Below are 24,776 nucleotides of genomic sequence, written 5' to 3' on the forward strand. Positions count from 1 at the left end.
GCAGGGTGGCGCCCCTGCCGATCGTCAGGTGTCACGCCCGCCACCGGGTGGCGGTGCACCCGCGCGGTGGCCCTCCCGTGGCAGGATCGAAGGGTCATGACTGCGCCCACGAAACCCTCGAACAACGGCCCCTCCGACCCCACCGCGGCCCCGGCCTCCGCCGCCGTCTCCGCGTACCCGGGACACCCCGCCGTCTCCGGCACCCCGGCCACCGCCGACGTCTCCGCGTCCGGTGTGCCGTTGCACGCCCCCGTCATCGGCTGGTTCGACGAGCACGCCCGCGATCTGCCGTGGCGGCGTCCGGAGGCCGGCGCGTGGGGTGTGATGGTCAGTGAGTTCATGCTCCAGCAGACGCCGGTGAGCCGCGTCCTGCCCGTCTACGAGCAGTGGCTGGCCCGCTGGCCACGCCCCGCCGACCTCGCCGCGGAGGCGCCCGGCGAGGCCGTCCGCGCCTGGGGCCGGCTCGGCTACCCGCGCCGCGCCCTGCGCCTGCACGGCGCCGCCGCGGCCATAACGGAACGGCACGGCGGCGACGTACCGGCGGACCACGCCCAGCTGCTGGCGCTGCCCGGCATCGGCGAGTACACGGCCGCCGCGGTCGCCTCCTTCGCCTACGGCCAGCGGCACGCCGTACTGGACACCAACGTCCGCCGGGTGTTCGCCCGCGCGGTCACCGGTGCGCAGTACCCGCCGAACGCCACCACCGCCGCCGAGCGGAAACTGGCGCGCGCGCTGCTCCCGGACGACGAGGCGAGGGCCGCGCGCTGGGCCGCCGCCTCGATGGAGCTGGGCGCACTCGTCTGCACGGCGAAGAACGAGTCGTGCCACCGCTGCCCGATCGCCGCCCAGTGCGCCTGGCGGCTGGCCGGCAAGCCCGCGCACGACGGGCCGCCGCGGCGCGGCCAGACGTACGCGGGAACCGACCGGCAGGTACGCGGCCGGCTGCTCGCCGTGCTGCGTGACGCGCACGGAGCGGTGCCGCAGGCCGCCCTCGGCCAGGTGTGGCACGAACCGGTCCAGCGCGCCCGCGCCCTGGACGGCCTCGTCGCCGACGGCCTGGTGGAACCCCTGGCGGACGGGATGTACCGACTGCCGCTGAGCTGAAGCCGGAGCCCAGCGGTGGATCACGGGGTGGATCACAGAGCTGGAGCACAGCGGTGGAGCACAGTGGAGGTCCCCAGTGGTGGACCAGTGGTGGATGACGCCGCTGTGGCTTCTGTGACAGCGGCGCCGCCAGGCGAATCACCCTTTACCCGCCCCAAGCAACCTACCGCTTCGACCCGTCCCCGCTTCTGTTACACAACCGACGGACAGCCGAGGGTTTGCCGCAGGCTGCTTCGCACAGCGCCGTGACAACGCTTCCCTACCTTCGTTCATGTGCCCCGCGGGCACAGGACGACTACGGACCACAGGCAGTGGGCCGGCGGATGACCAACCGCCGGAAAACGGGGATCGGAAGGCGGTTGACCATGGCGCAGGGCGAGGTGCTCGAGTTCGAGGAGTACGTCCGTACCCGGCAGGACGCGCTGCTGCGCAGCGCACGCCGGCTGGTACCGGACCCCGTCGACGCCCAGGACCTGCTGCAGACCGCGCTGGCGCGGACGTACCGCCGCTGGGAGACGATCGAGGACAAGCGGCTGGCGGACGCCTACCTGCGCCGGGTGATGATCAACACGCGGACCGAGTGGTGGCGGGCGCGGAAGCTGGAGGAGGTGCCGACCGAGCAGCTCCCGGAGGCCTGCGTGGACGACTCCACCGCGCAGCACGCGGACCGCGCCCTGCTGATGGACGTCATGAAGGTGCTCGCCCCGAAGCAGCGCAGCGTCGTGGTGCTGCGACACTGGGAGCAGATGTCAACGGAGGAGACGGCCGCCGCCCTCGGCATGTCGGCCGGCACCGTCAAGAGCACGCTGCACCGGGCGCTCGCCCGGCTCCGCGAGGAGCTGGTCGCCCGCGATCTGGACGCACGGGCGCTGGAGCGTGAGGAGCGGGAGCGTTGCGCTGCCTGACCGTCGGCCGGAGGCCCCCGGAGGGCCGGAGGAGTGTGCGGGCGGCGAGTACGGCGGTGGCCGTGTTCGTCGCCCTCGGCGTTTCCCTCTCCGGCTGCGCCGCCGGCGGCACCGGCGCCCGTGACGAGGGCCCGGCGCACGCGGAGGCGGTGGGCGGCGCCGCCTCCTCCTCCCCCTCACCCGCGGCCTCCGCCTCCAAGGTCCCCGACCGCGTGGACGCGGTGCGGCTCGTCAAGGCCGACCCCGAGGTCGCCACGGAGGTCAAGCGCGAGCTGAAGCCCTGCGCCGGCGACCAGTACCCCGTCGACGTGTCGTACGGGGAGATGACCGAAGGCTCCGCGGAGGACGTCGTCGTCAACGTGCTGACGTGCGGTGACGCGGTGGGTGTGGGCAGTTACGTGTACCGCGAACAGGACGGCGCGTACCAGAACGTGTTCAAGGCCGAGGAGCCTCCGGTCTACGCGGAGATCGACCGCGGCGACCTGGTGGTGACCAAGCAGGTGTACGAGAAGGGCGATCCGGTGTCGAGTCCGTCCAACACCAACGTGATCACGTACCGCTGGACCTCGGGCCGGTTCACCGAGGAGTACCGCACCCACAACGACTACAGCAACGCCGTGGGGACCGCACCGAGTGAGGTTCCGGAGGCGGTGCAGGAACCGGAGCCGGAACCGGAGCCGGACAGCTGACGCGCACGGCACGTGAACCGATCGGGCCGCTCGGACCGATGACCGAGTGAACGCGGTGCGCGCTTCCGGCGTCTGCCCGAGTGACCGCACGTGGCGCGGGTGACCGCACCGCTTCCGGCGACCGCACCCGACCATCACAACGAGGACTGAGAGCACCGGGATGGCAGACCAGACCCACGTCCTGTTCGTCGAGGACGACGACGTCATCCGCGAGGCCACCCAGCTCGCCCTGGAGCGGGACGGCTTCGCGGTCACCGCGATGCCCGACGGGCTCTCCGGCCTGGAGGCGTTCCGGGCCGACCGCCCCGACATCGCGCTCCTCGACGTCATGGTCCCCGGCCTCGACGGCGTCAGCCTGTGCCGCCGGATCCGGGACGAGTCCACCGTGCCGGTGATCATGCTGTCGGCGCGGGCGGACTCCATCGACGTGGTGCTCGGCCTGGAGGCGGGCGCCGACGACTACGTGACCAAGCCGTTCGACGGGGCCGTGCTGGTCGCCCGGATCCGCGCGGTCCTGCGCCGCTTCGGCCACGCCGGCGGCGTCGACCGGGCGGAGGCGGGAACCGCCGCGGACACCGGAGGCGTGCTCACCTTCGGCGAGCTGGAGGTCGACACCGACGGCATGGAGGTGCGCCGGGCCGGGCGGCCGGTGGCGCTCACCCCGACCGAGATGCGGCTGCTGCTGGAGTTCTCCTCCGCGCCGGGCACGGTGCTCTCGCGCGACAAGCTCCTGGAGCGCGTGTGGGACTACGGCTGGGGCGGTGACACCCGCGTCGTCGACGTCCATGTGCAGCGGCTGCGCACCAAGATCGGCCAGGACCGGATCGAGACGGTCCGTGGCTTCGGCTACAAGTTGAAGGCCTGAGCGGGGACACAGGGATATGCGGTCGTTCTACCGACGCCGGACCGCCTCGCCGCCGGGGCGCCCGGACGACCACGCGGGCGCCCCGGCGGTACCGGGCGCCCGTACGGGGACGAGTACGCCCACGGGACTGGACATCCGTACGGGACCGAGGACCCGCGCCGGACTGAGGACCCGCGCTGGGCTGAGGACCCGCGCCGGACTGAGGACCCGCGCTGGGCTGAGGACGCGGGCTGGGCTGAGGACGCGGGCGGCACTGAGGATCCGCCGGGGACTGAGCATCCGTACCGGACTGCGCTGGAAGCTCAGCGCGGCCATCGCGCTGGTCGGCGCGCTGGTGGCGGTCGTACTGAGCCTGGTCGTGCACAACGCGGCCCGGGTGTCGATGCTGGACAACGCCCGCGACCTCGCGGACGAGCGCATCCTGGTCGCCCAGCGCAACTACGAGCTGTCCGGGCGGCAGAACTTCCCCAACGCCCGGATCGACGACCCGGCCCTGCCCGCGGAGCTGCGCCGCAAGGTCGAGAACGGGCGGCGCGCGACGTACGTCTCCGACCGGCCGAGCGGCGTCACGGACATCTGGGCGGCGGTGCCGCTCAAGGACGGGCACGTGATGTCCCTGCACACCGGGTTCACCGACCGCAGCGCGGACATCCTCGAGGACCTCGACCAGGCACTGGTCATCGGCTCCATCGCGGTCGTCCTGGGCGGCAGCGCGCTCGGTGTGCTCATCGGCGGTCAGCTGTCGCGCCGGCTGCGCAAGGCCGCCGCCGCCGCGCACCAGGTCGCCAACGGCGAGCCGGACATCCGCGTCCGGGACGCCATCGGCGGTGTCGTGCGGGACGAGACCGACGATCTCGCGAGTGCCGTGGACGCGATGGCGGACGCGTTGCAGCGGCGGCTGGAGGCCGAGCGCCGGGTCACCGCGGACATCGCGCACGAACTGCGCACCCCGGTCACCGGACTGCTGACGGCCGCCGAGCTGCTGCCGCCGGGCAGGCCGACCGAGCTGGTGCTGGACCGGGCGCGGGCGATGCGCACGCTCGTCGAGGACGTCCTGGAGGTGGCCCGGCTCGACGGTGCCTCGGAGCGGGCCGAGCTGCAGGACATCATGCTGGGCGCCTTCGTGACCCGACGGGTGACGGCCAAGGACCCGGACGTCGAGGTGCGGGTGGTGCACGAGTCAGAGGTGACCACCGACCCGCGCCGCCTGGAGCGGGTGCTGTTCAACCTGCTCGCCAACGCCGCCCGGCACGGCCGGGCGCCCGTCGAGGTCAGTGTCGAGGGCCGGGTGATCCGGGTCCGCGACCACGGGCCGGGCTTCCCCGAGAAGCTCCTCGCCGAGGGCCCGAGCCGCTTCCGCACCGGCAGCACGGACCGGGCGGGGCGCGGGCACGGGCTGGGCCTGACCATCGCGGCCGGCCAGGCCCGGGTACTGGGCGCCCGGCTCACCTTCCGCAACGTACGGCCGGCGGGAGCGCCGGAACACGTACCGGCCGAGGGCGCGGTCGCCGTGCTGTGGCTGCCGGAGCACGCGCCGACGAACACCGGGAGCCATCCGATGCTGCCGGACCGGCCCGGAGCGTCTCCGGGCCGGTCCTAGACCCAGCGGGCGAAGTCTGGTCTGCGGGCGATGTCAGAGGCCACCCCTAGCCTTGGGCGCCATGGGGATACGGATCGACGCAGAGGCGAGCCACCCGGTCGACGACGAGGTGGAGCGGGTGCTCGGTCTGGCCGAGGCGGTCGGTGAGCCGGTCACGGTCACGTTCGTGTGGGAGGGGGGACGCCCTTCGGAACACGCGGTGCTGGTGCCCGCGGCGACGCTGGCACTGTGGGAGCACTGGGCTCCCGCCGCCTACCCGCCGAGGCTCGCCGCCGACCGGGCCGAGGCGGAGGAGAAGGAGGGGCCGGAGCCGGCTCATCCGGCGGAGTACGGCGCCTTCACGCTCTACCGCCGTCGCGTGGGAGGGCGCACGGCGGTCGCCCGCGACGGAGTGGTGGTCGCCGAGCTGCTGGACCCGGGCGAGGCGCACTGGCTGGAGGAGACGGCCCGCAATGTCCGCCAGGGCTTCATGGACCCGAAGCAGAAGGCGGCGTTCGAGGAATTCCTCGCCCGGCAGGCGGCCCTGGAGGAGTGACGGGCGCGGCGGCGGCGCCAGGTCCTGTCTGATAGTTGGTTTGTGGTTGGCCGTGGTGCGTGGAAGCGGATCGCTCCGTTGCTGCCGAGTACTGACGGCCGTGAGCGGCCCTGGCGGGACCTTCCCGAGCGGTATGGTCCGTGGCAGACGGGTTACGAGTGTTTCGCCGGGGCCTGGGCGGGGCTGTTGGAGCATGCCCAGGTCTGCGACGGCGCGGATCGCGAGGGCGCCGCGCCGTTCGCGTCGGCGAGTGTCCAGCAGATCAGGTCTCCGGTGCCCCCGTCTCCGCACAGTGCCGCTTCCTGTGCGCACCTTCCGTCCGCGTCCCATGACGAGCCGTGTGCTCGCGCCCGAGGTCCGCCCTGCCTTCCCGTCGGCGTGGCCCAGGCCCCGACGGGCCCCGCTCGTCAACGCGACCAACGGCAGCGAACCTCCAGGAAGACGCACATGATCGATACGCAACTCGAAGGCAAGAACGTCCTGGTCACCGGCGGCGCCGGAAACATCGGTGCGGCGATCAGCCGAGCCTTCGCGGCGCAGGGCGCACGGGTGGCGATCCACTACCTCGCGCAGGACCTTCCCACTCCGGAGGGCGCGGAGTGGGGCCACATCACACCGGGCACCCGAGAAGCCGAGAAGCCGGCCCGGGAACTGGGCAACGGTTCCTTCGCCGTCAGCGCGGATCTCTCCCAGCCCGACGGGGCACGCCGACTGGCGGTGGCTGCCACCGAACGCCTCGGCTCGATCGACGTGTTGGTCAACAACGCGGCCCACTGCGAGACGCCGGACACCGTGGACGGCCTGACAGCCGAGTCGCTGGAACGGCACTACCGGGTGAATGCCATCGCGCCGGCTGTCCTCACAACGGAGGCGGCACGTCTACGCACCGGCGATCAGTCGCTGTCCATTGTCAACATCTCCACCGACGCCGCCAGGGCGTTCCCCGGGCAGATCGGCTACGGCACGTCCAAGGCGGCGCTGGAGGGACTCACCCGGGCCACCGCGCTCGACCTGGCCGGTCGGGGCATTCGGGTGAATGCCGTCGCACCGGGCCCGGTACAGACCGGGTGGATGGGAGAGGACCTCCTGGCCCAAGCGGCGACGGTCGTGCCCATGGGCCGGGTGGGTGAACCGGAGGACATCGCGGACGCCGTGGTCTTCCTCGCTTCTCACCAGTCCCGCTGGATCACCGGACAGGTACTCCAGGTGGCCGGCGGACACGCTTTGTGACCGTAAGTCCCTCCCCGACACCGCTGTCTGGTGTCGGGGAGGACATCACGGTGCAGCGCAGGCCGCCGACGAACGCCGGCCAGGCGCCGGCCCCGACGGTGACGACCGGGCCGGACGGGTTCTCGGTGTCGCGTACGGGGACGGCGCCGGCGGCAGCCGACGCGCTGGGCGAGGGCGGGCGCGGGCTCGTGGTCGTCGGGGCGGTGGCCGACCGGTGGGGCGTCACGCCGTGCGCCGACGGGCGGGGCAGGACGGTGTGGTTCGAGTGCGGCCGTGACTGACCGGCCCACGGCGAAGGCCTCCGGGTGGCGGGAACCATCCGGAGGCCCTGGCGCGGGTGGAAGGGGGACTCACACCGCCTCGGTCACCGGTGCCTTGGCCGCCGCCGTGTCGCCGTCCCCGTCGGCCGGGCCCTCCGTGTCCTTCGGTCCCGCTCCCTTCAGCGGTACCTCCTTCACGAAGACCGCCGCGACCAGGGCGGCCACCGCCACCACGGCGCCCAGCAGGAACGCTCCGTGCGTGCCGGAGGACACCGCGTCCTGGTAGGCCACGCGTGCCGCCTCCGGCAGTTCGGCCAGGCTCGCCGCGTCCAGCTGGGCCGACTGCTCCGTCACCTCGGTACCCAGCGCGCCCGCCTTCTCCGACATGACCTCCTGGACACGGTGGTTGAACAGGGCGCCCATGATCGCGACGCCGAAGGAGGAGCCGAGGGTGCGGAAGAGGGTGGTGGAGGAGGAGGCGACGCCCATGTCCTTCATCTCCACGCTGTTCTGCGCCACCAGCATGGTGATCTGCATCAGGCAGCCCATGCCGAGGCCGACGACGGCCATGTACACCCCGGAGGTGAAGCGGCTGGTGTCGGTGTCCATGGTCGACAGCAGGTAGAGCCCGACGGTCATCAGCGCGCCGCCGGCCACCGGGAAGATCTTGTAGCGGCCGGTGTTGGTGGTGACCCGCCCCGCCACCATCGACGTGACGAGCATCGCGCCCAGCATCGGCAGGAGCAGCAGCCCGGAGTTGGTGGCGGACGCGCCCTGCACCGACTGCTGGTACAGCGGCAGGAAGAGGGTGGCGCCGAACATCACGAAGCCGACGATGAAGCCGATCAGGGACATCAGCGTGAAGTTGCGGCTGCGGAAGATGTGCAGCGGCATGATCGGCTCGGCGGCCCGGGTCTGCCAGAAGCCGAACCCGACCAGCGCGGCGACGCCGATGCCGATCAGCTCCATGATCCGCGCGGAGGTCCAGGCGTACTCGGTGCCGCCCCAGGTGGTCACGAGCACGACGGCGGTGATGCCGACGGTCAGCAGCACGGCGCCCAGGTAGTCGATCCGCGCCTGACTGCGCTTCTTCGGCAGGTGCAGTACGGCGCTGACGGCGACCAGCGCGACCGCGCCGAGCGGCAGGTTGATGTAGAAGGACCAGCGCCAGCCCCAGTGGTCGGTGATGGTGCCGCCGACCAGCGGTCCGCCGATCATCGCCAGCGCCATGACGCCGGCCATCATGCCCTGGTACTTGCCGCGCTCCCGGGGCGGTATCAGGTCGCCGATGATGGCCATGACGCCGACCATCAGGCCGCCGGCGCCCAGGCCCTGCACGGCGCGGAAGCCGATGAGCTGGCCCATGTCCTGGGCCATGCCGCTGAGCGCCGAGCCGATCAGGAAGATCACGATCGACGTCATGAAGACGCCCTTGCGCCCGTACATGTCGCCGAGCTTGCCCCACAGCGGGGTGGAGGCCGCGGTCGCGAGGGTGTAGGAGGTGACCACCCAGGAGAGGTGCTCCAGGCCGCCCAGCTCGCCCACGATCGTCGGCATCGCGGTGCCGACGATCATGTTGTCGAGCATCGCGAGCATCATCGCGATCATGAGCGCGAGCAGGACCACCCGCACGCTCCTCGGCTGCTTCACCGCGCCGGCTCCGCCGGTCCCGCCGTCGCCGGCCCCTGTCTCCGGTGTGTCCGCCATCGCTCCCACTCCCCCAGCTGCCGCTGCGCACTCGCCTGCTTACTTGCCGACCGGCAAGTTCACTACACTGGGGAAAGTAGACTCGTAACTAGCCGGGCGTCAAGTAAGTTTTTCGGAAAGTGCGCGGAGCAGGGGGTGCATAGGAGGATGGGCGGCACGATGGACGGCACCAAGCAGCAGCGACGCCGCGGGGACACCCGCCAGCGCATCCAGGACGTGGCACTCGAGCTCTTCGCCGAGCAGGGGTACGAGAAGACCTCCCTGCGCGAGATCGCCGAGAGCCTGGACGTCACCAAGGCCGCGCTCTACTACCACTTCAAGACCAAGGAAGAGATCCTCGTCAGCATCTTCGAGGACCTCACGCGGCCGATCCAGGACCTGATCGCGTGGGGGCGGGAGCAGCCGCACACCCTGGAGACGAAGCGGGAGGCCCTCCGCCGGTACGGCGAGGTGCTGGCCGGCGCGGCACCGCTGTTCCGCTTCATGCAGGAGAACCAGGCGACGGTGCGGGACCTGCGCATCGGCGAGATGTTCAAGAACCGCATGCTCGGGCTGCGCGACATCCTCATCGACCCGGAAGCGGACCTGGTCGACCAGGTCCGCTGCGTCAGTGCGCTGTTCACGCTGCACGCCGGGATGTTCGTCCTCCAGGACCTGGAGGACGACCCCGAGAAGAGGCGCGCGGCCGTTCTCGAGGTCGCCACCGATCTGGTGACGCAGGCACACCGGGGCGCGGGGGGCGTGTAGCCCCCCCCCGCCCCGGCCCTGGCACTGACCCTGGCCCTGGCCCTGGCCTGGGACCGGTCCTGGCCGGATCAGGCCAGGACCGCCCTGGACGATCCTTAGACGGTCACGCCCTTGTCCCGGAGGAAGGAGACCGGGTCGACGGCCGAACCGTAGTTCGCGGTCGTACGGATCTCGAAGTGCAGGTGCGGGCCGCTGGAGTTACCGGTGTTGCCGGACTTGGCGATGGACTGGCCGGTCTTCACGACCTGGCCGGCCTTCACGTTGATCTTGGACAGGTGCGCGTACTGGGAGTACGTGCCGTTGCCGTGCTTGACCACGATCGCGTTGCCGTAGGCGGGGCCGTCACCGGCGCCGTTGCCGCCGGCCTTGACGACGGTGCCGCCGTGGGCGGCGACGACGTTGGTGCCGATCGGCACGGCGAAGTCCTGGCCGCTGTGCTTGCTCGCCCACATGCCGCCGTTCTGGGCGAAGCTGGCGGTGAGCTTGTAGTTCTTCACCGGGTCCACCCAGGAGGCGGCCTTCTTCTTGGTGGCCGTCTTCTTGGCGTCGACGGTGCTCGCGCCGGCCTTCGCCGCCTTGGCCTGCGCCGCGGCCTGGGCCTCGACGGCGCTCGCGGCGGTGGAGTTACTGGCCGCCGGGGTGCCGGTGGCGGCCGCGACCCCGGCTCCCAGTGCGACCGAGGCTCCGAGGCCTGCGGCCATCACCGCGGCGCGGGTGCGGATGGTCGTACGGGAAGAACGGGACGTGACACGCGGGAACATTCGAACCTCATGGGGACGGGAACAGAGGGATGCCTTTCCGGCGTGACGCTGATGCGCTCACCGGGCCGGCTCCACATTGGTAACCCGGGGCCCCCGAACCGCACAAAGGTGTGACCTACGACGCTATTTAGTACTTCAGCACGATACTTCTCGACCTCAGACAGAGCCCTCATTCTGGACAAAACCAGCTCAGAGGCCCGCGAAACGGCCATCGACGTACACCACTATGTCCGTTTTCGTAGTTCTTGCGGCTTCCACTATTCCTCGTAGTACAGGGCAGATGACCTGTGCGGCACGTCACCGGCGGCCATGATCGAAGGGGCCCGGATTGTGACGGGGGCTACTCCCGTCCCGGTTAACCCGCCACTCCCACAAGGGCGTTCACCTAGGCTCGGAGCATGGTCGACGTCACAGCACTCGGGGCCCGTGTCGCGTCCAGCGCGGTCGCACCGCTCGTCCGCAGGCTCTTCGTCCGGGACGGGCCGGGGGCCGCCCTCGTGGACCGGCCGGTGCGGATATCGGCGCTGGTGTCCTTCCGCGGTGAGAAGCGGAGCGTCACGCCCGAGGACGTCGACAAGGTCGCCGGGGAACTGGTCCGCAGGGCGATGAAGGCGGCGGGCCCGGGAGAGGGGCCCGTGGACCCCGCCGAGGCGACGGCCGTCAAGGACGCCCTGGCCCGCACCCTCGCCCGGCTCGGCGAGATCACCGTCGAGGACTACGAGGCCGTCGGGCTCGGGCCGGAGCGCTTCGCCCGCGAGCTGCGCGCGAACGTGCCGCTGGCCCCGTACGGGCTCGGCGCGGACGGCCTGCTGCTGTACGAGCGGCTGCTGCACACCGCCTCCCTGCACATCCTGAACTTCCTCACCCAGCGCTCCACCTACGTCGCCCGCCAGCAGACCGTCCAGACCCAGCAGCTGGCCCGGCTCGTCCAGGCCGTCGACGTACTGCTGGAACGGCTGCCGTCCCGGTCGGCCGAGGACGCCGGGTTCGAGGAGCGTTACGCGGACCACATCGCGGCCCGGTACGGCACGCTCACCATCTACGGTCTGGACGCCGGGACCCGCGAGTGGCCGCTGGACACGGCCTATCTGAGCCTGGAGGCGGCCCGGCCCCTGGCCGGGCGGGAGGGCGGCCGGGAGGGCGGCCGCCAGGAGGCGGAGTACCTGGCCGTGGCCGCCGAGCAGGTGCTCGCCGGCCAGGACCAGGTGTTCCTGCGCGGCGTCGCCGGTTCCGGCAAGACCACCCTCGTCCAGTGGCTGGCGGTCACCACGGCCGGCCGCGCCTACGACCACGGGCTGACCCACCTCATCGGGCGGGTGCCCTTCGTGCTGCCGATGCGCCGGATCGTCCGGCCCGGGGCCGAGCTGCCCTTTCCCGGCGACTTCCTGCGGGCGGTCGGCTGCCCGGTCGCCGGGGAGCAGCCGCCGGGGTGGGTGGAGCGGGTGCTGCGGGCCCGGCGCGGGGTGCTGCTGGTCGACGGCATCGACGAGATCGCCGGCGACCGCCGCGCCGCCGCCCGGCGCTGGCTGCGCGAGCTGGTGCGGGCCTTCCCCGGCAACCTGTGGCTGGTCACCTCGCGCCCGTCGGCCGTACCGGAGGACTGGCTGGGCGCCGAGGGCTTCGGCGAGCGCGTCCTGGCCCGGATGTCCCAGGACGACGTCACCACCTTCGTACGCCGCTGGCACCGCGCGGCCGGCGCGCCGGAGCCGGTCGGCGAGGCACTGCTGCGGTCCGTGCGGACCACGTCCGAGCTGAACCGGCTGGCCACCAATCCGCTGATGTGCGGCATGCTCTGCGCCCTGCACCGCGACCGGCGCGGCTTCCTGCCGCAGGACCGCAGATCCCTGTACGAGGCCGCGCTCGCCATGCTCCTGGAGCGCCGTGACCGGGAGCGGGAGCTGCACGACCCCGCCGGGGCGCGGCTGCCGTACGCGGTCCAGGTGCAGCTGCTCCAGAAGCTGGCCTGGTGGCTGATCCGCAACGGCCGCCAGGAGATGGACCGGGCCGAGGCCCTCCAGATCATCGGCCGCGCGCTGCCCGCGCTGAACCTGGCGGGCAGCGGCGACGAGGAGGTCTACCGCGCCCTGCTGCTGCGCTCGGGACTGCTGCGCGAGCCCGCCGAGGGGCGGGTGGACTTCCTCCACCGCACCTTCCAGGACTATCTCGGTGCCCGGCTGGCCGTGCAGGAGATGGACTTCGACCTGCTGGTCGACCACGCCGAGAGGGACGACTGGGAGGACGTGATCCTGCTCGCCCTCGCGCACGCCCGGCCCAGGGAGGCGGAGTACATACTGCGCCGGCTGGCGGACTCGGGCCACGCGCGCGGCACCCTGCTGGCGGCCGCCGGTCTCCGCTACGTGGCGGAGGTCGACCCCGAGGTGCGCGAGCGGGTGGAGGACGGTCTGCGGACGCACGTACCACCGGTGGACTTCGAGGCGGCGCGGGAGCTGGCGCGTGCCGGGGGCGACCTGGTGCTGGGTCTGCTGCCGGGGCCGGAGGAGATCGATCACCGCACGGCGGCCCGGGTGGTGTTCACGGCCGCCGGTGTGGGAAGCGAGGCGGCGCTGCGGTTCCTGTGCCGTTTCCGCGAGCACCCCGGCTCCGGGGTGCAGCAGTCGCTCGCCGCCGCCTGGCACCTGTTCGACCGGGAGCAGTACGCCCGCGAGATCCTCGCACACCTGCCCCGGCAGTGGTCCGTCGACGTGTCCACGGCCGACGACCTGCGTACGCTCCGCTCGCTCGGCGGCTGGGAGCACATCCTCGTCCGCGGCGCGTACCGGGTCGACGACCTGACCGGACTGATCGTCGCCGAGCGCCTCGTCCACCTGACGCTGGAGGCGGCACATCCGGTGGAGGGGCTGGCCTGGCTCTCGGCCTTCCCCGGCCTGCGCTCCGTCGCCGTGCTGACCGACACGGACGCGGCCGTGACCCGGCAGGTGCCGGACGGAGTGAAGGTCCAGATCGTCCCAGCCGGCTCGCCCTCCCGACCACAGGGGTAACCCACATACATGGATGCCGTCGTCCGCACCCCCTCCCACCTCGCCGCCCCCCTCGTCCGCAGACTCTTCCGGGTCCCCGTCCGGCCGCCCGTGTTCCGCGAACCGGTCCCCGGCCTCGTCACCTGGCGCGGTCCGGACGCCCCGGCCACCCCGGACGACGTCCACCGCACCGCCGCCGAGCTGGTCCACCTCGCCGCCGAGCGGCACGCCGCGCCCACCGCCGAACTGGCCCCGGTCGTCGACGTCCTGGCCCGCACCCTGCTCGCCGTCGCCGAGGTCGACGTCACCGACGCCGACGCCGTGCGGCTCGGGCCGCAGGACTACGCGCGGCGCCTGCGGGGCGCGGTGCAGGGCGCGGACCGGGAACTGTCGCCGGACGCCGCCTGGTTCCACGACGCGCTGCTGGTCTCCGTGTGCCTGCACGTCCTGCACCATCTGGTGCGGCGCTCGCCCTACCTCCAGCGCCACCTGGCCGGGCGGGCCGGCCGGATCGCCCAGCTGGTCGACCTGGGCGACGCCGAGGCGGCGACCCGGCAGCCGCAACGCTCGGAGGCGGACGCGGCGTTCGAGGCCGAGTACGCCCAGTGGGTGGCCCGGCGGCACGGCTGGCTGACCATCGTCGGCGTGGACTTCCCCAACGCGCCCGACCGTTGGCCGCTGGAGGAGACCTACCTGAGCCTGGAGGCCGAGGAGCGCAGCGGCGGCGTGGCCGGCGCGGAGGACGATCAGCGCACCGTCCTGCTCGCGGACCGCGCCCTGGAGGACCACGAACGGGTGCTGCTGCGCGGGGGCGCGGGCTCCGGCAAGACGACCCTGGTCCAGTGGCTGGCCGTGGCCGCCGCCCGCCAGGGTTCCCGGGTCCCCTTCATCCTGCCCGTACGCCGCTTCGCCCGGGAGGGCTTCCCGGCCCCGGACGACTTCCTGCACGCGGTCCGGCACCCGCTCGCCGGCCGGGCGCCGGAGGGCTGGGTCGTGCGCACCCTGCTCTCCGGCCGTGCCCTGCTGCTGGTCGACGGCATCGACGAGGCGCCCGAGAAGACCCGCGGCGAACTGCGCGACCGGCTCCGCCGGCTGCTGCGCGTCTTCTCCGGCAACGGCTGCCTGGTCACCTCCCGGCCCTCCGCCGTGTCGGACGGCTGGCTCTCGGGGGGCGGGCTGGCCGAGGAGGACTTCGTCGAGCTGTCCCTCGCGCCGATGTCGCGGGACCAGGTGACACGGTTCATCCGGGACTGGCACTCGGCGGCCCGGCTGGACGAGCGGAGCCGCTCGGCCGGGCCGCGGGAACGGGGCACGCTGGACGAGTACGAACAGCGGCTGCTGCACTCCGTACGGATCTACCGCGAGCTGCGCCAGCTCGCCACCAACCCGCTGATGTGCGGCCTGATATGCGCGCTGAACCGGGACCGCGCCGGCTCCCTGCCCAGCGGCCGCAAGGAGCTCTACGACGCCGCCCTGGAGATGCTGCTCCAGCGCCGCGACCCCGAGCGGGACGTGCTGTACGCCGATGACGTGCGGCTCCAGCAGAGCACCCGGGAACGGCTGCTGCAGAAGCTGGCCCACGCCATGCTGGAGGAGGACGCCTCCGAGCTGACCGGCGAGCGTGCGGTCGGCATCCTGGACGCCGCGCTGCCGGCCATGCCCGCCGCCCGTGCGCAGGGGGACGGCGCGAAGATCTTCCGCCATCTGCTGCACCGCACCGGCCTGCTGCGCGAACGGTCGGGAGAGTCGGTCGACTTCGTCCACCGCACCTTCCAGGACTACCTGGCCGCCAAGGAGATCGTGGCGCGCGGCCGGTTCCCCACGCTGGTGGACCACGCCCACCAGTCCGAGTGGGAGGAGGTCATCCGCATGGCCGCCGCCCACGCCCGCCCCGAGGAATGCGCCGAGTTCCTGGAGCGGCTGCTCGCGGCGGCGCCCGGACTGCGCCGCCCACAGATCAACCACCGCCGGCTGATGGCCGCGGCCTGCCTGGACCACGTCACCGAACTCGACCCGGCCGTCCAGCGGCTCGTCCACGAGCGCACGAAGAACCTGGTGCGCCCGACGACCGAGCCGGCCGCCCGGGGACTGGGCTGGGTCGGCCCCATCGTCCTGGAGCTGCTGCCTGACCCCGGCCACGTCCCCGACGACCGGCAGGCGCTGCTGCTCGCCATCACCGCGACCCGCGTCCAGGACGACGCCGCCATCGACTACCTGGCCCGTCTGCGGTCCCGCTCCGCCCTGTCGGTGCGCGCCGAACTCGCCCGTGGCTGGCGCCACTTCGACACCGAGCGGTACGCCGAGGAGATCATCGCCCATCTCGACCCGGACGGCCTCTACTTCCCCGTCGCCGACACCGCCGAGCTGGCGGCCCTGCGCCAGCTGGGCGGGCGCCCGCGCATCCAGGTGGCCGGTGTGATGCGCGCCGAGGAACTGCTGGCGGGCCTGGCCCCCGGTCAGCTGACCCACCTCTGGCTCAACGCGGAGCTTCCCGACACGGACCTCGCGTGGCTGTCCGGCTTCCCCCGGCTGCGGGTACTGCGGGTCAACCCGCGCCTGCCCCGGGTGCGGAACGTGCCGGACGGGGTGGACATCACGGCGTGACTGCGGGCCGGACGGCCGGCCACTGCCCAGTAACCCCGTCGGCGCCAGGACTGCCGGGCCGTGATGGACAAGGCCCTGCCCTGCCTGAAGAAGCGGAAGTCCGCCGGCCTGTACGTCCGCGGCTTCCCCGACCTGTTCCGCGACGTCGCCGAGTACAAGACCGAGCAGCGCGCGGAGATCGAGTCGAAGGGCTGCACGATCACCGCGAACATCGGCAACAGCGCCACCGACCTGTCGGGCGGCCACACCGAGGACCTTCGAGCTGCCGGACTGCGACGGCCGGTTGTCCTGGCCCTCGATAAGCTCCTCCCCGTCGATCAACCACGGGGGTGGCACATGGAACCGGCGGTACTCGGCGGGAAGCTGGCGTCCAGTCTGGTCGCCCCGCTGGTGAAGAAGCTGTTCGTGGCGGGCGCGCCCGGCGCCGGGCTGGTGGACAGGCCGGTCCGGCTGACCCGCCTGGTCTCCTTCAGGGGCGAGCAGCGCACCCTCGGCGAGAAGGAGGTCCGCAGGCTCGCGGGCCGACTGGTCGCGGACTCCCTCGACTCCCCGGGCGAGCCGCCCTTCCCACGCGACGAGGAGACCGCCGTCGCCGACGCCCTGGCCGCGCGGCTGCTCGCCCTGGGCGACCTGGACATGGACGACGTGCAGGCGGTGCGGCTGGGGCACGAGGAACTGGCCGTCCGGCTGCGGCAGCGGACTTCCGGGTCCGGGGCGGCTGCCGGCCTGTCCGCCGACGCCGGCTACTTCCTCGACACGGCGACCGAGTGGGCCTGCCTGCACATCCTGGAGTTCTTCACCCGGCGCTCCACCTTCGTCGCCCGAACCCTGGTGGAACAGACCCGGGCCCAGGCCGAGCTGATCGCGAAGGTCGACGAGCTGATCACCCGTGTCCCCCGTCCGGACGCCCGGGACACCGCGTTCGAACGCCGGTACCTGTCCTACGTGGTCGACCGGCACAACCACCTCACCATCTACGGCATCGACCTGCGTGACTCTCCGGACCGGTGGCCGCTGGAGGTCGCGTACCTGACGCTGGAGGCGACCGCCGACCAGGAAACGGACCAGGACGCCATACCCGGCGAGACTCCACCGGCCCGAACTCGTCGGATGCCCGCCGACGAGACCCTGGACAAGGAATCCAGGGTGCTGCTGCGGGGCGACGCGGGCTCCGGGAAGACGACACTGGTGCAGTGGCTCTCGGTGACCTCGGCTCGAGAAGGCACACGTATTCCGTACGTGCTCCCGCTGCGCACCCTGATCCGCACCGGCCCGCCGCCCGCACCGGAAGCCTTCCTGAGAGCGGTCGGCTGCCCGCTGTCCCCACCCGACGGCTGGGCGGAACGCGTGCTGGCCGATGGGCGGGCCCTGGTCCTGATCGACGGACTGGACGAAATCCCGGACGCCGACCGCCACGGCACCCGGGACTGGCTGCGCTCCCTCGTCCACGCCTACCCCCGCAACCGCTGGCTGGTGACCACCCGTCCCACCGCCGTACGCTCCGACTGGCTGTCGCAGGAGGGTTTCCGGGAACTGTCCCTGGCACCGATGAGCCGGGCGGAGGTCGTCACCTTCGTCCACCGCTGGCACCAGGCAGCGCGCGCCCCGGAGTACGAGCGAAGGCTGCTGGACTCTCTGCGCACCAAGCGCGATCTGTCGCGCCTCGTCACCAACCCCCTCATGTGCGGACTGGTCTGCGCCCTCCACCGCGAGCGTCGCGGCTACCTGCCCACCGGGCGCAAGGAGTTGTACGAAGCGGCCTTCACCATGCTTCTCTCCCGGCGGGACCGGGAGCGGGGCATGGGCACGGTCGAACTTCCGGAAATGGGCGAGGAGGCCCAGCTCGACCTGCTGCAACGGATCGCCTACGCGCTGGTGTTGAGCGGTGGCAGCGAGATGGCCGTGGAGACGGCCGAGAGAATCGTGGAGCGAGCGCTGCCCACCCTGGCGTCCGCCGTCGGGCAGGTGGACGCGTCGACGGTGCTGCGCTCACTGCTGCTGCGCAGCGGGGTACTGCGCCGCCCTGCCGAGGGTTCCGTTGATTTCGTCCACCGCACCTTCCAGGACTACCTGGCAGCCCGATGTGCCGTGGAGGAGGGCCACCTCGACGTACTCGTCAGCCGTGCCGACGACACCCAGTGGGAGGACGTCATCCGCATGGCCGTGGCGCATGCCCGGCCCCGCGAACGCGTCTCGGTGCTGAAGAGGCTGCTGGCGAAGAACTCACCGCGGCTCACGCTGCTTGCCCTGGCCTCTCTCGAGCACGCGGCACCGCTGGATCCGGCGGTACGGGAGGAGGTGGAGAACTGGGCCGCCGAACTCGTCCCACCGCGCACGACCGAGGCGGCGAGGCAGCTGGCGGGAGCCGGTCCGCTGGTGCTGGAACTCCTGCCGGGGCCAGCGGAACTGACGGACGAGGAGGCCCTGGGCGTCACCGTCACCGCCTCGGTCCTGGGCGGGGAGGAACCCGACGGGGCACTCACGGTACTGCGCCGATTCCGGGATCACCCGGGCCTCGACGTCCGACGGCAGCTCACGGGCACCTGGCACCGGTTCGGCACTGAGGAGTACGCGGCCGAGGTCCTCGACCACCTCGACCGCACGGACCTCTTCCTCGACTGCGAGTCGCCCGCCCAGCTCGCGGCCCTCGCCAGGATGCGCCCCTGGACCGGGTTGCGCGTCTCGGGCCCTCGTCGAGCCGCAGACCTCGTGGCCGCCGTACCGGAACCAAGGGCGGTGACCGCGCTCCAGCTCATCGTCAATCCGCTGCTGACCGAACTTGATGCCCTTCGGCGCTTCACCTCGCTGAACCGCTTGACACTCTCGGGGTGCCCGGACGCGACGGGTCTGGACCGACTGTCGCCGTTGCCCCTTACCGAACTCGTCCTCTCCCCCGTCGCCGACCTGACGGGACTGCGGTCCTTGCCGTCACTGAGCCTTCTCTCCCTGGTACAGGAACTGCCTGGCGCCGACCTCACCGAGGCGCTGCCGACCGAGGCCCCGCTGGGCTTCCTCTTCCTGGGCGGCGGCAGCACGGACACCACCGGGCTGCGGGGGCTGGGTCACTGGCGAACGCTGCACACGCTCAGCCTCGGACCACTGACCACGGAGCTGACGGCATCCGACTGGGGGGAGGTCGCCGCACTGCCCGGACTCAATCACCTGTATCTGAACGCGGCGATCATCCGGGACCTGCCGGCCTCCATCGGCCGCATGCCCGAGCTGCCCGGCGTTGAGGTGCTGCATGTCCCCGCGATGGAGGGCACCGAGCACCTCGCCCCCCTGGCGCCCCGACTGCCCGGAGTGCATTCCGTGGTTCTTGGGAACAGGTACGGACACTTCTTCCCCGCGTCCGACTTCCAGGCTGTCTTCCCCGGCGCGCAGGTGACCCTGGAGTTCCGCTGAGGCAGCGAAAGGGGCTGCCCGGGACCGAAGTCCCGGGCAGCCCCTTTCCGGCGCACCCCCGGAGGGCTACGCCTCCTTGCTCAGGTTCGGGCCGGCGCCGCCGGCCGCCTGCTCGATCGGCGGGACGTCGGGGAGCGCCGACTTCTCCTCACCCCGGAAGGTGAAGGTCTTGGCGTCGCCCTCGCCCTCCGTGTCCACGACCACGATGTGACCGGGACGCAGCTCGCCGAAGAGGATCTTCTCCGACAGCGTGTCCTCGACCTCGCGCTGGATCGTGCGACGCAGCGGACGCGCGCCCAGCACCGGGTCGTAGCCCTTCTTGGACAGCAGCTCCTTGGCGGACGGGGAGAGCTCGATGCCCATGTCCCGGTCCTTGAGGCGCTCGTCGACCTTGTCGATCATCAGGTCGACGATCCGCAGGATGTCCTCCTGGCTGAGCTGCGGGAAGACGACCACGTCGTCGACACGGTTGAGGAACTCGGGCCGGAAGTGCTGCTTGAGCTCGTCCTGGACCTTGTTCTTCATGCGCTCGTAGTTGGTCTTCTTGTCACCCGAGGCCGCGAAGCCCAGGTTGAAGCCCTTGGAGATGTCCCGGGTACCGAGGTTGGTCGTCATGATGATGACCGTGTTCTTGAAGTCCACGACCCGGCCCTGGGAGTCGGTCAGGCGACCGTCCTCCAGGATCTGCAGCAGCGAGTTGAAGATGTCCGGGTGGGCCTTCTCGACCTCGTCGAAGAGGACGACCGAGAACGGCTTGCGGCGCACCTTCTCCGTCAGCTGGCCGCCCTCCTCGTAGCCCACGTAACCGGGGGGCGAACCGAAGAGACGGGAGACCGTGTGCTTCTCGCTGAACTCCGACATGTCGAGGGAGATCAGCGCGTCCTCGTCACCGAAGAGGAACTCCGCGAGCGCCTTGGACAGCTCGGTCTTACCGACACCGGACGGACCGGCGAAGATGAACGAGCCACCGGGACGCTTCGGGTCCTTCAGGCCGGCACGGGTACGGCGGATCGCCTTGGACAGCGCCTTGACGGCGTCGACCTGGCCGATGACCCGCTTGTGGAGCTCGTCCTCCATGCGCAGCAGGCGGGACGACTCCTCCTCCGTGAGCTTGAAGACCGGGATGCCGGTCGCCGTGGCGAGGACCTCGGCGATCAGCTCGCCGTCGACCTCGGCGACGACGTCCATGTCGCCGGCCTTCCACTCCTTCTCCCGCTTGGCCTTGGCGGCGAGGAGCTGCTTCTCCTTGTCGCGCAGGGAGGCGGCCTTCTCGAAGTCCTGCGAGTCGATCGCGGACTCCTTGTCGCGGCGGACGCCGGCGATCTTCTCGTCGAACTCGCGCAGGTCCGGCGGCGCGGTCATCCGGCGGATGCGCATCCGGGAACCGGCCTCGTCGATCAGGTCGATCGCCTTGTCCGGCAGGAAGCGGTCCGAGATGTAGCGGTCGGCCAGCGTCGCCGCCTGGACCAGGGCCTCGTCCGTGATGGAGACGCGGTGGTGGGCCTCGTACCGGTCACGGAGACCCTTGAGGATCTCGATCGTGTGCGGCAGCGACGGCTCCGCGACCTGGATCGGCTGGAAGCGGCGCTCGAGGGCCGCGTCCTTCTCCAGGTGCTTGCGGTACTCGTCCAGCGTGGTCGCACCGATGGTCTGCAGCTCACCGCGGGCCAGCATCGGCTTGAGGATGCTCGCGGCGTCGATGGCGCCCTCGGCGGCACCCGCACCGACCAGCGTGTGCAGCTCGTCGATGAACAGGATGATGTCGCCGCGGGTGCGGATCTCCTTGAGGACCTTCTTCAGGCGCTCCTCGAAGTCACCGCGGTAACGGGAGCCCGCGACCAGCGCGCCGAGGTCCAGGGTGTAGAGGTGCTTGTCCTTGAGGGTCTCGGGCACCTCGCCCTTGACGATGGCCTGCGCGAGGCCCTCGACGACGGCGGTCTTGCCGACGCCGGGCTCACCGATGAGGACCGGGTTGTTCTTCGTACGGCGGGACAGCACCTGCATGACCCGCTCGATCTCCTTCTCGCGCCCGATGACCGGGTCGAGCTTGGACTCACGAGCGGCCTGGGTGAGGTTCCGGCCGAACTGGTCGAGAACCAGGGACGTGGAAGGCGTGCCCTCCGCAGGACCGCCGGCGGTGGCGGTCTCCTTGCCCTGGTAACCGGAGAGCAGCTGGATGACCTGCTGCCGCACCCGGTTCAGATCTGCGCCCAGCTTGACCAGGACCTGGGCGGCGACGCCCTCGCCCTCGCGGATCAGGCCGAGCAGGATGTGCTCCGTGCCGATGTAGTTGTGACCCAGCTGGAGGGCCTCGCGGAGCGAAAGCTCCAGGACCTTCTTGGCACGGGGAGTGAAGGGGATGTGACCCGACGGGGCCTGCTGGCCCTGCCCGATGATCTCCTCCACCTGCTGGCGGACCGCCTCGAGCGAAATCCCGAGGCTCTCAAGGGCCTTGGCGGCGACACCCTCACCCTCGTGGATCAGGCCCAGGAGGATGTGCTCGGTGCCGATGTAGTTGTGGTTGAGCATCCGGGCTTCTTCCTGAGCCAGGACGACAACCCGCCGCGCGCGGTCGGTGAACCTCTCGAACATCGTTAATCGCTCCTCAGAGCGGTCAGGCAGTAAGGGGAACTTCCCCTCCCTGTCCTTCCGCAGCTTAGTCCCGCAAGCGGGGACCGCTCATTCCAACTGCCGACACCGTCGATGGCCTCCTGACCCCTGACGCCGACATCTGCCACAACCCGATGGTGCGAGACGATGTTCCCGCAGGCCAAGCACTTACCCCAGTCGCCAGTACGCCGATGGCGAACGCGAAGCGGCCCGATCTGCGTGTCGCCCCCTCCCACTAGGGATGTCTTACCCGCTGGGACTGACACTCCATGCCGCGCACACCGGTTCCCTCCGCTACGGGCGAACAACCTTGCGCCTCCCCGCGCCCCCGCGCGCCTCCACGACCGGCACTCTGCGCATTCGAACCAACACCCAGCGTAACCCGGGCGCTCTCGCCACTGTTGCGCTTGGCATGGCTGGCGCCCCGCCCTCGGTCCCGTTCCCCCGCCGGCCGCTCGAAGCGGGCGGCTCGTGCTCGTGGGAGCGGGTGCGGTGGTGGTACGAGGACGTGCTCGGCTGGCCGACGGTGCCCGGGGTACCGATGCGGCTGCGCGTGGGTCTCCGGTTCGACGTGCTGGACGTCCCGGCCGAGGCCGGCCACGCGGCACTGGAACGGCTGGAGCGGCTGGAGCGGTCCCGTGCGGCCCCGCTGCGGCCCGGTTTCCCGGTGGCCGTCCGGGGTGAGCGGATGCTGCTGCTCGTGGCGACGGGAGGCGCGGACGAACTGCCCGGGCTGCTGGAGTGGCTGGAGTGGGGCTCGCTGCCGCTCGACCTGACGGCGATCGGTGCGGGCGGCCTCATGGAGGCGCCCATGACTCCCCGGCCCGGCCCGGCCGGGCTGCCGCCGCGTCCCCCGGGTCGCGACGGCCCACAGGGGGCCGCCGTCTGGCTGCGACCCCCGGAGCCGGGGTGCGGGGTCGAGGCCTCGCTGCCGGCACTGTCGGCCACGGGGGGCGCCGAAACCGCCCCCGATCTCGCGCGCCTGGTCCACACACTGGCGACCCAGTGCCACCGGGTCCGGCTCTCCCCGCCCTCCCGCTTCTTCGGGGCGCGGGTCGGGTGCGGGTGATCAGCCGTTGGCCTGCTCGTACGCCTCGCGAACCTTCGCGGGAACACGGCCGCGGTCGTTCACGTCCCAGCCGTTCTCCTTGGCCCAGGCGCGGATCGCCGCGGTGTCCTGGCTGCCACCGGAAGAAGCGCGCGCCTTGCCGCGTCCGCCCGAAGCACGGCCCCCGGTACGACGACCGCCCTTCAGGTAGGGATCGAGAAGCCCACGGAGCTTGTCCGCATTGGCGGTGGTGAGATCGATCTCGTAGGTCTTGCCGTCCAGCGCGAACGTCACGGTCTCGTCTGCCTCGCCGCCGTCGAGGTCGTCGACAAGAAGGACCTGAACCTTCTGTGCCACTGGATTTCCTTTCATCGATAACGTGAGGGACGGAGATCCGCCGGCGTCCGCCGTATCGCCGTCCCTTGTTATATGCAGTACTGCAGTACGTCGGAAAGCAAACCGCTTTTGCCGGAAAAACACAAACCCCCGGTGGAGACCGGCAGTCCGGCTCGGGGCCGGAAAGATACGCGTTTCGGACATAGGGAACCCGCGAACGCTCCGTCAGTGGAATAAACCTGGCGAAGGGATGCGAAGGGCTGCGATGGTCCGTCAAGGACTACGAACGGCCGGGAAGAGCGGCGGATGCCTGCCGATGCCCGACGATCACAGATGCAGAAGCATCCGGCTGTTGCCCAGGGTGTTCGGTTTCACTCGTTCGAGACCCAGGAACTCCGCTACGCCCTCGTCATAGGAACGCAGCAGCTCCGCGTAGACATCGGTGTCGACCGGCGTCTCCCCGATCTCCACGAAGCCGTGCTTGACGAAGAAGTCCACTTCGAAGGTCAGACAGAAAACGCGTCGAACACCGAGCCAGCGCGCGGTCTCCAGCAACTTCTCCAGCAACTGATGGCCGACACCGACGCCCTTCAGGCCGGGCTTCACCGCGAGAGTCCGCACTTCCGCGAGGTCTTCCCACATCACGTGCAGGGCACCGCAGCCGACCACCTCGGCGTTGTCGTCCCGTTCGGCGATCCAGAACTCCTGGATGCTCTCGTAAAGCGTCACCATCGCTTTGTCGAGCAGGATGCGGTCACGGACGTACGCGTCGAGGAGCCGGCGCACGTCGGGGACATCGCTGGTGCGGGCCCGCCGGACGGTGATGGCTTTTGACATGTGGGGACGCTATCGCTCGCCCGCGTCCGGCACCGAGCCGGGGTTGGGCGCGGACGTTTCCGGTCCCTGCACGATGCGGATGGCGTCTCTGAGCGCCTCGCGTTGTTCCTCGCTCATCATGCCGAAGAAGGCGATGAGGGCGGCGGTGGGGTTGTCGCTCTGGGACCACGCGTCGTTCATCAGCGCGGCGGCGTAGGCAGCGCGGGTGGAGACCGCCTCATATCGATAGGCCCGGCCTTCCGCCTCGCGGCGCACCCAGCCCTTCTGATGGAGATTGTCCAAAACGGTCATCACGGTGGTGTACGCGATGGACCGTTCCCGTTGCAGGTCTTCCAGGACTTCTCGAACGGTCACGAGGCGGTTCCACTTCCACACCCTCGTCATGACCGCGTCTTCGAGTTCTCCCAATGGGCGAGGCACGCTCCGAACGATAGTGGGAGATCCCGGCGACCGCGTGCCGGACGTGCACTTTTGCGGGCAAACGGTCACAAAAAGGGCGTACGACTCCTCGGTGGGCGGGGAGTCGTACGCGGTGGGGGCCGATGCCCGTCGCGG

At 71.2% G+C, this 24,776-nt stretch carries 19 protein-coding genes; 12 read left to right on the forward strand and 7 right to left on the reverse strand.

All coding sequences use genetic code 11. From position 1 onward, the window contains the following. Positions 1–96: 96 nt before the first annotated feature. The 7 genes from ACH4NX_RS35750 to ACH4NX_RS35780 all read left to right on the forward strand — a co-directional run bounded on the left by ACH4NX_RS35750 (position 97) and on the right by ACH4NX_RS35780 (position 6,928). Positions 97–1,104, forward strand: a complete 1,008-nt coding sequence (locus ACH4NX_RS35750) for an A/G-specific adenine glycosylase (protein WP_398130113.1) — start codon at positions 97–99, stop codon at positions 1,102–1,104. A gap of 365 nt (positions 1,105–1,469) precedes the next feature. Then, entirely contained in the window at positions 1,470–2,009 is a 540-nt protein-coding gene (locus ACH4NX_RS35755) for a SigE family RNA polymerase sigma factor (RefSeq protein WP_279566414.1), read from the forward strand. Beyond that, positions 1,997–2,698, forward strand: a complete 702-nt coding sequence (locus ACH4NX_RS35760; protein ID WP_398130114.1) for a hypothetical protein — start codon at positions 1,997–1,999, stop codon at positions 2,696–2,698. The genes ACH4NX_RS35755 and ACH4NX_RS35760 overlap by 13 nt, the downstream gene beginning before the upstream one ends. Positions 2,699–2,858: 160 nt before the next feature. Further along, positions 2,859–3,563 (forward strand): two-component system response regulator CseB, encoded by a 705-nt coding sequence (cseB, locus tag ACH4NX_RS35765; RefSeq protein ID WP_345597570.1) that lies wholly within the window; start codon positions 2,859–2,861, stop codon positions 3,561–3,563. A 16-nt stretch (positions 3,564–3,579) separates the two neighbouring features. After that, on the forward strand, positions 3,580–5,163 hold the full coding sequence (gene cseC, locus ACH4NX_RS35770) for a two-component system sensor histidine kinase CseC (RefSeq protein WP_398130115.1): 1,584 nt from the start codon (positions 3,580–3,582) through the stop codon (positions 5,161–5,163). A 61-nt stretch (positions 5,164–5,224) separates the two neighbouring features. Next, the gene (locus ACH4NX_RS35775; RefSeq protein WP_351401028.1) at positions 5,225–5,698 is read left to right on the forward strand and encodes a hypothetical protein; all 474 of its coding nucleotides are present in this window, start codon (positions 5,225–5,227) and stop codon (positions 5,696–5,698) included. Positions 5,699–6,145: 447 nt separating this feature from the next. After that, positions 6,146–6,928, forward strand: a complete 783-nt coding sequence (locus ACH4NX_RS35780) for an SDR family NAD(P)-dependent oxidoreductase (protein WP_398130116.1) — start codon at positions 6,146–6,148, stop codon at positions 6,926–6,928. Here the strand turns inward: ACH4NX_RS35780 and ACH4NX_RS35785 are convergent. Both ACH4NX_RS35785 and ACH4NX_RS35790 read right to left on the reverse strand, forming a co-directional pair. Further along, the gene (locus ACH4NX_RS35785; protein ID WP_398130117.1) at positions 6,885–7,247 is read right to left on the reverse strand and encodes a DUF397 domain-containing protein; all 363 of its coding nucleotides are present in this window, start codon (positions 7,245–7,247) and stop codon (positions 6,885–6,887) included. The genes ACH4NX_RS35780 and ACH4NX_RS35785 overlap by 44 nt on opposite strands. Positions 7,248–7,278: 31 nt before the next feature. Continuing rightward, positions 7,279–8,895 carry an MDR family MFS transporter gene (locus tag ACH4NX_RS35790; RefSeq protein WP_398130118.1) on the reverse strand — a complete coding sequence of 539 codons (1,617 nt, stop codon included), beginning with the start codon at positions 8,893–8,895 and terminating at the stop codon, positions 7,279–7,281. 147 nt (positions 8,896–9,042) lie between these two features. Between ACH4NX_RS35790 and ACH4NX_RS35795 the strand changes: the two genes are divergently transcribed. After that, positions 9,043–9,642, forward strand: a complete 600-nt coding sequence (locus ACH4NX_RS35795; RefSeq protein WP_398130119.1) for a TetR/AcrR family transcriptional regulator — start codon at positions 9,043–9,045, stop codon at positions 9,640–9,642. Between the two features lie 95 nt (positions 9,643–9,737). On the opposite strand, the gene ACH4NX_RS35800 is transcribed toward ACH4NX_RS35795, so the two are convergent. Beyond that, positions 9,738–10,403 carry a M23 family metallopeptidase gene (locus tag ACH4NX_RS35800; RefSeq protein ID WP_351386739.1) on the reverse strand — a complete coding sequence of 222 codons (666 nt, stop codon included), beginning with the start codon at positions 10,401–10,403 and terminating at the stop codon, positions 9,738–9,740. A gap of 398 nt (positions 10,404–10,801) precedes the next feature. Here ACH4NX_RS35800 and ACH4NX_RS35805 point away from each other — a divergent pair, with 398 nt between their 5' ends. The 3 genes from ACH4NX_RS35805 to ACH4NX_RS35815 all read left to right on the forward strand — a co-directional run bounded on the left by ACH4NX_RS35805 (position 10,802) and on the right by ACH4NX_RS35815 (position 19,390). After that, the gene (locus ACH4NX_RS35805) at positions 10,802–13,402 is read left to right on the forward strand and encodes an NACHT domain-containing protein (protein WP_398130120.1); all 2,601 of its coding nucleotides are present in this window, start codon (positions 10,802–10,804) and stop codon (positions 13,400–13,402) included. 9 nt (positions 13,403–13,411) lie between these two features. Further along, positions 13,412–15,985, forward strand: coding sequence for an NACHT domain-containing protein (locus tag ACH4NX_RS35810; RefSeq protein WP_351386743.1), 2,574 nt, complete (start codon positions 13,412–13,414; stop codon positions 15,983–15,985). 63 nt (positions 15,986–16,048) lie between these two features. Beyond that, positions 16,049–19,390 carry an NACHT domain-containing protein gene (locus tag ACH4NX_RS35815; protein ID WP_398130136.1) on the forward strand — a complete coding sequence of 1,114 codons (3,342 nt, stop codon included), beginning with the start codon at positions 16,049–16,051 and terminating at the stop codon, positions 19,388–19,390. A 66-nt stretch (positions 19,391–19,456) separates the two neighbouring features. On the opposite strand, the gene ACH4NX_RS35820 is transcribed toward ACH4NX_RS35815, so the two are convergent. Further along, complete coding sequence (locus ACH4NX_RS35820; protein WP_351386745.1) at positions 19,457–21,982, reverse strand: ATP-dependent Clp protease ATP-binding subunit; 2,526 nt, start codon at positions 21,980–21,982, stop codon at positions 19,457–19,459. A gap of 430 nt (positions 21,983–22,412) precedes the next feature. Between ACH4NX_RS35820 and ACH4NX_RS35825 the strand changes: the two genes are divergently transcribed. Then, positions 22,413–23,069, forward strand: a complete 657-nt coding sequence (locus ACH4NX_RS35825) for an SCO3374 family protein (protein WP_398130121.1) — start codon at positions 22,413–22,415, stop codon at positions 23,067–23,069. Here the strand turns inward: ACH4NX_RS35825 and ACH4NX_RS35830 are convergent, their stop codons facing one another. From ACH4NX_RS35830 to ACH4NX_RS35840, 3 genes are all read right to left on the reverse strand, one after another. Continuing rightward, complete coding sequence (locus ACH4NX_RS35830) at positions 23,070–23,405, reverse strand: Lsr2 family protein (RefSeq protein WP_279564292.1); 336 nt, start codon at positions 23,403–23,405, stop codon at positions 23,070–23,072. 306 nt (positions 23,406–23,711) lie between these two features. Beyond that, positions 23,712–24,221 carry an amino-acid N-acetyltransferase gene (locus tag ACH4NX_RS35835; RefSeq protein WP_279564291.1) on the reverse strand — a complete coding sequence of 170 codons (510 nt, stop codon included), beginning with the start codon at positions 24,219–24,221 and terminating at the stop codon, positions 23,712–23,714. 9 nt (positions 24,222–24,230) lie between these two features. Next, positions 24,231–24,629, reverse strand: coding sequence for a BlaI/MecI/CopY family transcriptional regulator (locus ACH4NX_RS35840; RefSeq protein WP_351387709.1), 399 nt, complete (start codon positions 24,627–24,629; stop codon positions 24,231–24,233). Positions 24,630–24,776 lie beyond the last annotated feature (147 nt).

Origin of the sequence: Streptomyces sp. NPDC017225 (assembly GCF_044331465.1) — a bacterium.
Lineage (GTDB): Bacteria > Actinomycetota > Actinomycetes > Streptomycetales > Streptomycetaceae > Streptomyces.